The sequence below is a fragment of the Cytobacillus solani genome, assembly GCF_006704205.1.
In the GTDB taxonomy this organism is placed as follows: Bacteria; Bacillota; Bacilli; order Bacillales; family Cytobacillaceae; genus Cytobacillus; species Cytobacillus solani.
The window spans coordinates 323,395-336,023 of sequence record NZ_CP041305.1; the positions used below are offsets into that span (position 1 = coordinate 323,395).

The 12,629-nt window shown below is 40.0% G+C and carries 11 protein-coding genes; 10 read left to right on the forward strand and 1 reads right to left on the reverse strand.

Annotation, left to right across the window (positions count from 1 at the left end):
• Nucleotides 1-31 precede the first annotated feature (31 nt).
• The 6 genes from FI644_RS01650 (at nt 32) to FI644_RS01675 (ending at nt 7,397) form a co-directional block, all read left to right on the forward strand.
• On the forward strand, nt 32-2,260 hold the full coding sequence (locus tag FI644_RS01650; protein ID WP_181758161.1) for a YcdB/YcdC domain-containing protein: 2,229 nt from the start codon (nt 32-34) through the stop codon (nt 2,258-2,260).
• Nucleotides 2,261-2,735: 475 nt separating this feature from the next.
• Nucleotides 2,736-3,713 carry an ABC transporter substrate-binding protein gene (locus FI644_RS01655; RefSeq protein WP_380000235.1) on the forward strand — a complete coding sequence of 326 codons (978 nt, stop codon included), beginning with the start codon at nt 2,736-2,738 and terminating at the stop codon, nt 3,711-3,713.
• 21 nt (nt 3,714-3,734) lie between these two features.
• Entirely contained in the window at nt 3,735-4,742 is a 1,008-nt protein-coding gene (locus FI644_RS01660; protein WP_053477474.1) for a FecCD family ABC transporter permease, read from the forward strand.
• Nucleotides 4,735-5,766 carry a FecCD family ABC transporter permease gene (locus FI644_RS01665; RefSeq protein WP_380000196.1) on the forward strand — a complete coding sequence of 344 codons (1,032 nt, stop codon included), beginning with the start codon at nt 4,735-4,737 and terminating at the stop codon, nt 5,764-5,766. The genes FI644_RS01660 and FI644_RS01665 overlap by 8 nt, the downstream gene beginning before the upstream one ends.
• A gap of 15 nt (nt 5,767-5,781) precedes the next feature.
• Nucleotides 5,782-6,582, forward strand: a complete 801-nt coding sequence (locus tag FI644_RS01670) for an ABC transporter ATP-binding protein (RefSeq protein ID WP_142107914.1) — start codon at nt 5,782-5,784, stop codon at nt 6,580-6,582.
• Between the two features lie 8 nt (nt 6,583-6,590).
• Complete coding sequence (locus FI644_RS01675) at nt 6,591-7,397, forward strand: alpha/beta hydrolase (RefSeq protein WP_142107915.1); 807 nt, start codon at nt 6,591-6,593, stop codon at nt 7,395-7,397.
• A gap of 44 nt (nt 7,398-7,441) precedes the next feature.
• Here FI644_RS01675 and FI644_RS01680 read toward each other — a convergent pair whose 3' ends face one another.
• Nucleotides 7,442-9,025, reverse strand: coding sequence for a bifunctional metallophosphatase/5'-nucleotidase (locus tag FI644_RS01680; protein WP_142107916.1), 1,584 nt, complete (start codon nt 9,023-9,025; stop codon nt 7,442-7,444).
• Nucleotides 9,026-9,218: 193 nt separating this feature from the next.
• On the opposite strand from FI644_RS01680, the gene FI644_RS01685 reads away from it, so the two are divergent.
• From FI644_RS01685 to phnE (FI644_RS01700), 4 genes are all read left to right on the forward strand, one after another.
• The gene (locus FI644_RS01685; RefSeq protein WP_142107917.1) at nt 9,219-10,136 is read left to right on the forward strand and encodes a phosphate/phosphite/phosphonate ABC transporter substrate-binding protein; all 918 of its coding nucleotides are present in this window, start codon (nt 9,219-9,221) and stop codon (nt 10,134-10,136) included.
• An 81-nt stretch (nt 10,137-10,217) separates the two neighbouring features.
• A complete protein-coding gene (phnC, locus tag FI644_RS01690; RefSeq protein ID WP_142107918.1) occupies nt 10,218-10,988 on the forward strand; it encodes a phosphonate ABC transporter ATP-binding protein in 771 nt (256 codons plus the stop codon).
• Nucleotides 10,985-11,782, forward strand: coding sequence for a phosphonate ABC transporter, permease protein PhnE (gene phnE, locus FI644_RS01695; RefSeq protein WP_056683347.1), 798 nt, complete (start codon nt 10,985-10,987; stop codon nt 11,780-11,782). Before phnC ends, phnE (FI644_RS01695) begins: the two co-directional genes overlap by 4 nt.
• On the forward strand, nt 11,779-12,582 hold the full coding sequence (gene phnE / locus FI644_RS01700) for a phosphonate ABC transporter, permease protein PhnE (RefSeq protein ID WP_142107919.1): 804 nt from the start codon (nt 11,779-11,781) through the stop codon (nt 12,580-12,582). Before phnE (FI644_RS01695) ends, phnE (FI644_RS01700) begins: the two co-directional genes overlap by 4 nt.
• Nucleotides 12,583-12,629: the final 47 nt, after the last annotated feature.

The following is a 12,629-nucleotide window of genomic DNA, read 5'->3' on the forward strand; positions in this document are numbered from 1 at the left end:
ATCAGGAATGCTAAATATTAGGAGGGATATCTTGAAAAAATTAAAGAAACTCGGAATCATCACACTTTCTACTGGATTATCGATTGGAATTCTTGCACCAGGAGCAAGTGCAACATCATTTGGGAATGAGAATCTTAACACTGCGCAAATTCAAATTGCTCAGTCAGAAAAGGTTGTTTCGAAAAGTGAGCTAATCAAGAAATTTAAAGAATTTTTCCCGCAATTTTCATTTTTAAATGATAGTGACTTCCACTTGGGGACAGGCTTGCAATTTCCTGGTGATGACACGATTCGCCACGACTTAAGCTTTCAGAAAAAGGTTAACGGGAAGAATCTATATGGAAGCGTTGGCTTTATTGGGGATAAGCTAGAGATTGAAAGCTATTATTATGACCCTGCCGATGCAGAGGATGCTTTATTTCCTGCAAAAGTAACAAAAGAAAAAGCAAAAGAAGTGGCGCAAGCATTTCTAAAAAAGTTCCCTAATAGTAGTGAATACCAGCTTGATAAAGACCTCATCGACTACTATCCAAGTAATCAAGTACTTACAGAACCTATCCGTTATACATTCTCCTTCGTAAAGACAAAAAATAAAGTTCCTATTTCAGACCAAAGTATTCAAATCACTGTGCTTGGTAATGGGGAGATTAGTAACTTTTACCGCAACTTAGGCAGCAATAGTTCACCATCATTTGATGATGCAGCAAAAGTTCTATCTAAGGATGAAGCAGTGAAGAAGATTAAAGAGAACCTTACAGTCGATTTGCAGTATAGCATAGAAGCGGATTACCAAACAGGTGAGAAACAGGTAAATCTTGTTTATTTGCCAACAAATAACGTAATCGGTATCCATGCACTTTCCGGTGAGTGGAAAAAATTAAACGGCTTTTCTCCTGATCTTTCAAAGGAAAGGAAAATTGAACACATCGTCACTCAGCCGCTCGCACCAAAGCATACTAAATTCTCCTTAAGCGATGCGAAAGCTTTTGCTCAAGAACTGCTCAAAATTAATTCAGATGAGATTAAACTAAATATCCAATCAATTGATGAAAGAAAAAATCATAATGGCCAAGAAGTGATTACCATTCAATATATGTATGAACACAAGAATGGCGGAACGGGAACAGACCTGGAACTAGATAAACGTACAGGAGAAATTATCCAGTACCACAACATCAAGAATGATTTACTTAGAGAGAATAACTTAAGCAAAAAAAATGGGCAAGCCATATCTAAAGAGGATGCGCTTAAACAAGCAGTAACGTATTTAAAACAGTATTCCCCATCTTATCTTCATAACTATGCCATGCCGATCGGGGAAACTTTTTACGAAGAAGAAAGTGAAACCTATCATTTCAGCTTCCCTAGAGTTGTAAATGGAATTCTCGTAAATGGGGATCAGCTTTCAGTCTCAATTGCAGCTGATGGCTCACTGCTTAGTCTAAATGTTATTCAGTCTGATATTCAAAATTGGCCATCCATTGATAAAGTTATCTCAAAGGAAAAGGCACAAGCGAAATTTCTTGAACAATTAAGCCTAAATCTTAGCTATGTGAGAGAAGGTCATAGCAAAAAATATAATCACTATCATCTTGTATATACACCTGAATTTAACAAAAATCCATTTAGCTATTTAAATGCACTCACAGGCGAATGGAATCATATGTTTGAGACTACTCAGCAAACCATTTCCCATTCACGAGCGGAAAAAGAATTAAACTATCTTATCCAATCAGGCATTATCGATGTGAAAGATTTAAAAACATTTAATGCAGATGCGAAGGTTACAAAGGGTGCAGCCCTTGAAATCATCATGAAGTCTCTCACTCGATTCTATAACGATTATTACCCAGGCAAACCAAATACAAGTCAATCATTTGATAATATCAAACCTGACCACCCATTATATCAAATTGTTGAACGTGCGGTTTCACTCGGAATACTTAAAAAAGACGGAGCAACCTTCAATCTTGATGAACGTCTGACAAGAGAGGAGTTAGCAGTTTGGTATATTCGTATATTAGGTCTTGAACAAGCAGCCAAAAATCAAGGGATTTATCAGCTGAAATTTGCGGATGCCAAAGATGTAAAGACTGAAAATATTGGCTATGTGGCACTGGCACAATCATTGGGATTATTAACAACAACGAATAACAAGTTCAATCCTAAGCAGGAAGTGACTTATGCTGATTTAGCCCTATCAGTCATTCCTTTAGCTCATGAGGCATATAAAAAAGGATTAGAATTCTACAATTTTTAAGATGATGAACGAAGCAAGTATCCGCCCGGAAAATGGGCGGATATTTTTTTTGAACAGCTATTAGATTCGTTTCCTATTTTCGTAAGCAAGTGCTTTTTCCAAAATTATCTAGCATTTCAAGCATTCTTCGGCCAAATTTCATTCATTTTTTAAACTTATTGAGCACTTTACCGAAGTTATCTAGTAATTTCTTCGATTTATCTAGCACGTTCAATCTTTTATCTAGCAACTTTCTAACTTTATCGAGTATTTCTACTATTTTCTTGTTTAGACTCTATTCCCATATGAATTTTTTGTGAATTTTTGTAAATCCGTTATGTAGTTTTTTCAAAAAATATGGTTGACATTTCCTGTGGGATGATTTAAATTGAGTTTGTAATTGAAATTGATAATCGTTATCATTGATTGCGTTTGTATAAGTAGGCCTACTTACACTAACAAGAAAGAAAGATGAAAAAGGGAGATTTATATAATGATTAAAAAAAATCTATTACTAATTGGAATGACTGCTGCATTTTTAGCAGCTTGCGGAAATAGTGAGGATGCCTCTACTAGTAATGAGCCTAAAGAGGAAAAGAAAACGGAAGAAGTAGCAAAAGAAGAAGCTGCTCCGACTGAACAGACGATTACATACTTAGGTGAATCCTATACATTACCAGGTGAAGTAAATAATATTATTGCGGCAAGCTTAGAAGCGATGGAGGATGCTGCCATTCTTGGAGTAAAGCCATTAGGAGCTGTAACCACTGCTGGTGAATTGCCAGCCTATCTGGCTGCTGATTTAGAAGGCGCTGTATCCATTGGGGAAAAAACAGAACCAAACTATGAAACCATTCTTTCTTTAAAGCCGGATGTTATCTTAGGTTCTTCTAAGTACAAAGAAGAAGTTATCGAACAATTAAATAAAATTGGGACAATGATTCCCGTATCGCATATTTCTACTAACTGGGAAGATAATTTACGCTTAATGGGAACTTTATCAGGTAAGACATCAGAAGCAGATAAAATCATCGCTGATTACAAAACAGATGCAGAGGAAGCAAAATCCAGCATTTCTGCTAATTTACAAGATAAAGAGGTTTTCGTCATTAGAGTTCGTCAAGGAAGCATGTTTGTTTATCCTGCCGAAGTCTATTTAAATCCAGTCATTTATAACGATTTAGGATTAAAAGTCCCAGAATTAATTGCGAAAACAGCTGCTCAAGAAGAGATTAGTCTAGAAACATTGGCAGATGTAAATCCAGATATCGTTTTCCTACAATTTGAGAAAAGTGAAAACAGCGATAACCCTGCAGCTTTAGATGATTTATTAAAAAATCCAATCTTCCAAAGTATTGACGCAGCAAAAAACAACCAAATATTCGTAAATGCTGTGGATCCTATGGCACAAGGCGGTACTGCATGGAGCAAGGTTAACTTCTTACGTGCTGCCGTCGAGAATTTATCTAAGTAATGGATGAAAGCTATGAAACGATTGCGGAAATCCCCCTCTGTGCCATTTCTAATTATTTGCGCATCACCGTTTCTCATCATTCTTACGGTCGCCTTATCCATTTTATACGGGACAAAAGGAATTGATGCATCAACCATTTGGCAGGCAATTGTACACTTTGATTCTACGAATGTCGATCATAACATTATCATGCAATCCAGACTGCCTCGCGTTTTAGCGGCTCTGCTGGTTGGTGCCTTCCTAGCCATTTCTGGAGCGATTATGCAGGGGATGACAAGAAATTATCTTGCCTCCCCTTCTATTATGGGAGTAACGGACGGCTCGGCTTTTGTAATAACCATCTGTATGATTTTTTTTCCTGCTATGTCAAATATCCATATGATCATGTTCTCAATGATTGGTTCAGCACTTGGAGCAGGAATTGTCTTCGGCTTTGGCTCCATCATGCGCAATGGCCTTTCACCTGTTCGATTAGCCATAATCGGAACGGTCATTGGAACATTTTTAAGCAGTTTGTCATCTGTGCTAGCCACACATTTTCAAATTTCACAAGACTTAACCTTTTGGTATAATGCGAAAATCCACAAGGTTGATCCAGATATTCTATTGCTGGCACTTCCTATCGGTCTCACAGGACTTGTCCTTGCTCTGATCATTTCTAAATCCATCACCATTTTATCACTTGGTGACGACATTTCGATCAGTCTTGGTCAGCGGACAAAATGGGTGAAGGCCATTAGTATCATCATCGTTATTTGTTTAACAGGAACAGCTGTCGCACTTGTAGGCAAGATCGGATTTGTCGGTCTCATTATCCCACATATCACTCGATTCATTGTAGGAATAGATTACCGATTCGTTATCCCATGTTCAGCGATTATCGGCGGTATCTTTCTTGCCCTTAGTGATGTGGCAAGCCGCTTTATTAATTTTCCATTTGAAACGCCAGTTGGTGTGGTTACAGCATTAATCGGTGTCCCTTTCTTCCTCTATTTAATTCGGACAAGAGGAGGCGAGCGTCGTGCATAAACAGAATCGCAGCCGTTTCTTCATCACCATGTCGGCCCTAATTGGAGCCATCCTATTTGCCATTTATATTCATATTACGAATGGTACTTTTGATATGTCAGTAAAAGATATTTTCACGACATTGCTGCGAATGAATCCAACAAATGATTTTGATTTGGTCATCTTTGAATTCCGTCTTCCTCGTATTGTTATTGCAGCGCTTGTCGGATTAGGGTTAGGAATAGCTGGTACTGTCGTTCAAGGCATTTCAAGAAATGGGTTAGCCGATCCTGGTATATTAGGGATCAATGCTGGTGCTGGTGCTTCCATCGTCATCTTTATGTTTTTCTTTCAAATGGAGCTTGCAGTATCTGGCAGCTCAAACTGGTTATCGATTATAATCATGCCTATTTTTGGCTTTGTAGGCGGATTGATTGCAGCCATTCTTATTTACATATTCTCTTGGACAAATGGCAAATTAGATACACAGCGGTTAATTTTGTCAGGGATAGCAATAAGCACTGGGTTTGGTGCGCTTTCATTATATATTTCATTAAAGATGCGTGAAAGTGACTTTGAGATGGCAACCGTTTGGATGTCAGGGAGTATCTATAATGCGAACTGGATATTTATTTTAGCAATGATCCCTTGGCTGCTCATTTTAGTACCTATCATTTATCGCAAAGCCTATCTATTGGATTACTTCCAGCTGGAGGAATCATCCATTAAAAGTCTTGGGATACAAGTTGAAAAAGAAAAGGCCATTCTGCTTTTAAGCAGCATCGGGGTTATTAGTGCATGTGTCTCCGTATCAGGCAGTATTGGTTTTATAGGACTGATCGCCCCACATATCGCGAAGCAGCTTGTAGGAATCCATCATCGATATGTGCTCCCAGCAAGTGCAGCAATTGGGATGTTTCTCGTTATCTTTTCTGATTATCTTGCAAAAACAATATTTGCACCTGCAGAAATTCCGGTTGGGATCATTGTGGCCATCCTTGGTGTACCTTACTTCCTCTATTTATTAATGAAAACAAAAGCATAGAAGGAGAATAAAAAGATGGTAACAACGGTTATTCGTGCTGAAAGACTAACAACTAAATATGAGAAGTTCACTGTTTTTTCGGAGCTAAGCACATCGATTAAAAAAGGACAAATTACGACAATTATTGGGCCGAATGGCTGCGGAAAATCAACATTATTGAAAACAATTGGCCGGATATTGAAGCAGCAGAGCGGAGAAGTTTTTTTACAAGAACAGGATATGAAAGGTATTTCAACAAAAGCAATTGCAAAGCAGCTTGCTCTTCTATCCCAGAACCCTGAGGCGCCATTACAATTAAAGGTGGAAGAGCTTATATCATACGGCCGTTTCCCGCATCGCAAGAATGTGGGAACGCTGTCCAGCAAGGATATGGAAGTAATTGAATGGGCAATGGACATTACAAAAACAACGGCGTTCCGAAACCGTGAAATTGCCCAGCTTTCAGGAGGTCAGCGCCAAAAGGTTTGGCTTGCAATGGCGCTTGCACAGGAAACGAGTATATTGCTTTTAGATGAGCCAACGACTTATTTAGATTTAGCTCATCAGCTTGAAGTGCTGCAAATCGTTGAACGTTTGAATAAGGAGCATCATTGTACAATTGTGATGGTCCTTCATGATATCAACCATGCAGCCCGCTTTTCCGATGAATTAATCGCGATGAAGAACGGTGAAATCATTACCGCTGGTCCACCTGAAAAAATCATTGCTAAGAATGTCTTAAAGGAAGTATTCAATATTGATGCACGTATAATGGTCGATCCAGAAAACGGATCCCCTGTGTGCTTCGGGTATGATGCACTTCCAGAGCGTGAATAGGAGGATGTATGGACACAACACAAAAAGTGGTATTAGACAATACAGAGGGATGGGTTCTCCATTCCCAAAAGACGGGTTATTCATACAACATTAAAGTTGCTTTCCCTCCCTCCCCTCCCAATGAGGATGGGTATCCGATTATCTATATTCTTGATGGCAATTCTTATTTTCAGTTCGCTAGAGATGTTGTCCGTTTGCAATCTAAGAATGCACGTAAGACCTTAGTCAATGAAGCGATCATTGTTGGAATCGGGCATTCAGGAGAAGACAAAGATGCCTCCAAACGCCGCTTTCTTGATTTTACTGCTCCCGCGGAATCCTATACATATCCAGATCGGTTAAATGGCAAGGATTTAGGCGATCATGGCGGTGCTGGAAGATTTTTAGAATTTATACAAGAAGAATTGAAGCCCGAAATTGAAAGCCGCTATTCCATTAATAAAGAAAAACAAGCTTTATTCGGACATTCACTCAGTGGACTTTTTACCTTATGGACATTGTTTACAGCACCAAATACTTTTCAAACCTATCTTGCTGTAAGTCCCTCCATTTGGTGGAACAATCATGAAATGCTTGGCTTTAAAGACTGGTTCTCCCATCAGGCAAAAGAAGACAAGAAAAGGCGTCTGTTTATGTCAGTAGGTGAGCTTGAGGGCTTTATGGTTGAAGATGCAAGGAAAATACTTGAACAATTACGAGAAACACAGCACTTATTTGTGGACTGTGATTTATATGTGGCTCCTGAAGAAAATCATGCATCTGTTGTACCAACCGTTATGAGCAAAGCCATTCGGTTTGCAAATGAAATTAAATAAACGATGGTAGTGGAATGGGGTATACAAGGTAAATCTGCATACCCCTACCAAATAACCTGCCAGTTTTTATCGTTATCAGCATAGACCATTTTTCTTTTCAAAAAATAATCGGCAATGAGTTCTGTCATATCTGTTTGGATTTCTTTTATTACTGGCTTATTTTGAAACATGTGAAAGTCGCCGCCGCCACTCGCACGATAATTGTTCATGACGACCTCATACTCCCCTACCATTTCAATGGGTTCACCTGAAATCATGAGCTTCGTCACTCGCTCCCCTACAGGTCGCCTTATATCCAGCTCATATTCAATCCCCTCCCACATATCATAGTTATAATGCTGTGGCTTCGGCTCCAAATAGGCTGGATTTACCTCGATTTCCCTCGTACTGTCGATCATAAAATAACAAGCACACTTCTCAAGTGCGGCCTTCATCTCATAGCCAGTGATACAGATTACCTTTAATGTATTAGGATAAATATAATTGGAGACTATATCCCTCATTGTTACTTCTTCGTTAAACCCTTCGGAACCATTATCAAAAAGGGCAGTAGCTGAGATTCTTGCTCCAGATGCATCCATTTGCACTTGATTAAAAAATTTGATCATTGGATGAGCGCCTAAACGGACGGCAAACGCATCTTGAATGGTCAAATCGCCAATCACCCTCCCTATCGGCTGATCTAACCAGGCCTGTGTCCCGCGTTCCATCTCCTCGGTCATTTTCATCGTTTTTAAATCCGCTTCAACAGCTTCATCAATGGGTAGAAGCTCCACAGCTTTATGGCGAATAACCCATTGGCTGCGAACCTTTTCAAAAGTAATCTCCACTTTCCCGATTGCCTGCCCATTACATCCTGGCTGAACAATCGTCACCCCATTTACAGTATCTGCAATCATCCGATGTTGATGACCAGTGAGCAATATATCAATTCCCGCTATTTCCTTGCAAATCGCATAGGCTTGATTTTCTCCTGTTATGACTTCCGATTCTTCACCAGTAGAGGGCTCCCGTTCAAAACCCCCATGATAAGAAACAATTAACAAATCATATGTCTCATACTTTTGAATAAATTTCACCCATTTTTTTGTACTCATGAATGCATTCTCAAACTGAAGGTCTGCAATATGCTTCGGATTTTCCCAATTTGGGATGTAATGTGTTGTTATCCCTAAGATAACGACACGAAGACCATTATCATACTCTTTAACAACATATGGCCTTCCAAAAGCGCAATTGTTTGACCCAATTTGGATCGTATTTGCAGATAGCCACGGAAAATTAGAATCCTTTATTGCAGCCTGCAATAACTCTATTCCAAAATTAAATTCATGATTGCCAATCACGGCACAATCATAGTTTAAAGCATTTAAGATGTTCACCATTGGATGGATTCCCTCTTGCCTAACCTTTGCGTAAAAATAGGTCAGAGGGGTTCCTTGGATGAGGTCTCCATTATCAATGAGGACCGAATAATCATACCTTTCCCGTTCTCTGCGAATCATTGTGGCAAGCTTTGCTAGCCCGATAGAATCCTCCCGATTGTTCCGGTAATTATGCGGGAATACATGCCCATGAAGATCACTTGTTTCTAAAATAACCATTTGACATTGCTTATTTTCAAGCATCATCTTATCCCCTTTCAACCTTTAGCTAATCGTCCCCTTAATTATATACTCTATCAATAGTTGTAAATGTTCATCCGATTAAACATAACAATCCCTTTACAATAATTAACAACTACTTTACAAAAAAAACCATATTGCTTTGCTATAATTCAACTCGTAATGAAAATAACTTTCCCAATATGGAGGTAACACGATGTTTAAGAGGTTTGCTGGAATGGGCCTATCTTTTGTTTTGGCAGCAAGTATTTTAAGTGGATGCGGATCAAGCGAAGCTTCTGGAGGAGAGTATGAACCTGAAAGCTTAACGGTTCAATTCGTCCCATCACAAAACGCTGACACTTTAGAAGCAAAGGCAAAACCATTAGAGGGGCTGCTAAAGGAACAGCTAGGAATCCCTGTTACGGTTAGTGTGTCAACAAACTATAATACGATCGTTGAAGCAATGGCATCAAAAAAAGTAGATATCGGTTTCCTGCCTCCGACTGCGTATGTCCAAGCCCATGAAAAAGGGGCTGCTAACGTAATCCTTCAGGCACAGCGCTATGGTGTAAACGATGAAACAGGAGCACCCAATGATAAGCTAGTAGATTTCTACAAATCGATGTTTATTGTTAACGCAGATTCCGATATTGATAGTATTGAAGATTTAAAAGGCAAAAAAATCGCTTTCCAGGATGTGACTTCATCTGCAGGGTATGTTTGGCCGGCAGCAGCATTAATGGATGCCAATATTGATCCGCTTACTGATGTAGAAGGAATTACAGTAAAAGGACATGATCAAGCCGTTATTGCCCTCTTAAATGGAGATGTTGATGTAGCTGTTATTTTCCAAGATGCACGAAATGTTGTAAAAGGCGACTATCCAACTGTTTTTGAAGACACAAAGGTCCTGCATTTCACCGAACCGATCCCAAATGACACAATTGCTATTCGTCCAGACATGTCTGATGAATGGACGAAAAAAATCCAGGATGCCTTTATTGCCATTGGCAAGGATGAAAAGGGACACGAAATCATTAAGGATATCTATTCTCATGAAGGCTACACCCCTTCTGAAGATAAAATGTTCGAAATTGTCCGGGACTACGCAGAAAAAGTGAAAACAGAGTAACCGAATTGCAGAAACGCCAGCCAGTTTCCATCATGAACTGGTTTGGCTTTTTTTATCAAAACAATTGAAGGTGGAATCATAGTGATTGAATTTCAAAACGTCTCCAAGATCTACCCAAATGGAGTAAAAGGATTAAATGATATTAACTTAACCATTCATGAAGGGGAGTTTGTCGTCATTGTCGGCTTATCTGGTGCCGGGAAGTCCACATTATTGCGGTCAATCAACCGCTTAATTGAAGTGACTGATGGGGAAATTCTCATCGACGGACAATCGATTACAATGGCAAAAGGAATAAGTTTAAGAAGAATCCGGCGAGACATTGGCATGATTTTTCAAACCTTTAATTTAGTTAAACGCTCGACCGTTTTGAGGAATGTGCTGTCTGGCCGTGTCGGTTATCTTCCAACCTGGCGGACACTTCTTGGATTGTTTCCTAAACAGGATGTCCACTCTGCTTTCCAAGCTCTAGATCGCGTGAATATTCTTGAAAAAGCCTACTCACGGGCAACAGAGCTTTCAGGCGGGCAGCAGCAGCGCGTCTCCATTGCCCGTGCACTAGCCCAGGAGGCAAAAATCATTCTGGCAGATGAACCTGTTGCTTCATTAGATCCGTTAACGACGAAGCAAGTAATGGACGATCTAAAAAGAATTAACCAAGATCTAGGGATTACAACGATTGTTAATCTTCACTTTATAGATTTGGCAAGGGAATATGCAACAAGGATTATTGGCTTGCGTGCTGGAGAAGTGGTCTTTGACGGATCGGTCTCAGCGGCAACAGACGAGAGGTTCGCAGAAATCTACGGACGGCCAATCCATGAGAAAGAACTGCTAGGAGCAGAAGCATGATGAATCTTCCCTTAGAAAAAAGGAACTATCCTGAACCGCCTAGTAAGCTTAAAACCTATTTAACCGTTTTCATTCTGCTGCTGCTTTTTTTTGCCAGTGCTATGAAAACCAATGCATCTATTTCTGATCTCGTTGTTGGGTTTCCAAATATGCTGGAGCTTTTGAAACAAATGATTCCGCCAAACTGGCTTTATTTTGAAAAAATCCTCCCAGCCATGCTCGAAACGATTCGAATGGCCCTGTTAGGAACAACCTTTGGTGCCATTATCGCCATCCCGATTGCCTTGTTTTCTGCAAATAATATTGTTAAGAATTATTTCTTTTACTATCCAGCAAGATTTATTTTAAACATTATACGGACTGTGCCCGACTTGCTTTTAGCTGCCATTTTTGTATCCATCTTTGGTTTAGGAACACTGCCGGGCATACTTGCTTTAACGATTTTTTCAATCGGATTGGTGGCGAAGTTAACTTATGAAGCCATTGAGTCAATTGATACTGGTCCCTTAGAGGCCATGACAGCTGTTGGGGCAAATAAAATCCAATGGATCTTTTACGGAGTGATTCCGCAGGTCCTGCCGCATTATATTTCATATGTTCTTTATACCTTTGAAGTGAATATCCGGGCCGCAGCTGTTTTGGGTTTAGTCGGTGCAGGCGGGATTGGGTTGTATTATGATCGCACGCTCGGATTTTTTGAATATGATAAAACAAGCTCGATTATTCTATTTACCCTGGTCGTTGTTCTGCTCATCGACTATATTAGCACGAAGCTGCGGGAGAAATTACTATGAATAAAGCCGTGATCACCCCATTCAAACCAAGAAAAAATAGAATCCAGCATTTCATTATTGTTATTGCCTTACTCCTTCTATACATATGGGCATTTTCTGGCATGCCGATTGCGGGTGTAAAAGAAACAGCCGGTCAGATTTCCAAAGCCATTTTTGCCGGCATATTTAATCCAGATTGGGATTATGTATACTTACCTGATGGAGAGGACTTGCTGCGCGGTCTCCTTGATACATTAGCCATCGCCATCTTAGGCACGTTCATTTCTGCTTTTCTATGTATTCCATTTGCTTTCTGGGCAGCAGCGAATATGAGCAGCAGAAAAACAGCAACAAATACAGGAAAATTCATGCTAAGCTTTGTTCGCACCTTTCCTGAAATTGTCATGGCCATTCTGTTTATTAAAGCGGTTGGTCCAGGGTCCTTCGCAGGCGTGCTTGCTCTTGGATTACATTCCATCGGCATGCTTGGCAAATTATTCGCAGAAGAGATCGAAAGCATTGATCCTGGACCTGCAGAAGCATTGACGGCTACTGGTGCCACCCGATTGCAAATCATCTGGTTTGCCATCCTGCCGCAAGTCATGCCTGGCTTCTTATCCTATACGCTATACCGCTTCGAAATCAACGTACGTTCTGCCGCTATCCTTGGCATTATTGGAGCAGGCGGAATCGGCACCCCGCTCATTTTCGCCTTAAGCTCGCGAGATTGGGACCGGGTGGGGATTATTCTTCTAGGGATTATTGTCATGGTAACGTTAATTGATTTATTGTCTGGGTATATTCGGAGGAGGATTGTGTAGGTTTAATTTAATTCGGAAAAGGTTCTAGGATGATCATTCTAGAACCT

Excerpts from the sequence above, each read along its gene's own strand:
- FI644_RS01685 (WP_142107917.1), top strand. The coding sequence starts at position 9,219 with ATGTTTAAGAGGTTTGCTGGAATGGGCCTATCTTTTGTTTTGGCAGCA.
- phnE (WP_056683347.1), top strand. The coding sequence starts at position 10,985 with ATGATGAATCTTCCCTTAGAAAAAAGGAACTATCCTGAACCGCCTAGT.
- FI644_RS01680 (WP_142107916.1), bottom strand. The coding sequence starts at position 9,025 with ATGCTTGAAAATAAGCAATGTCAAATGGTTATTTTAGAAACAAGTGAT.
- FI644_RS01670 (WP_142107914.1), top strand. The coding sequence starts at position 5,782 with ATGGTAACAACGGTTATTCGTGCTGAAAGACTAACAACTAAATATGAG.
- FI644_RS01675 (WP_142107915.1), top strand. The coding sequence starts at position 6,591 with ATGGACACAACACAAAAAGTGGTATTAGACAATACAGAGGGATGGGTT.
- phnE (WP_142107919.1), top strand. The coding sequence starts at position 11,779 with ATGAATAAAGCCGTGATCACCCCATTCAAACCAAGAAAAAATAGAATC.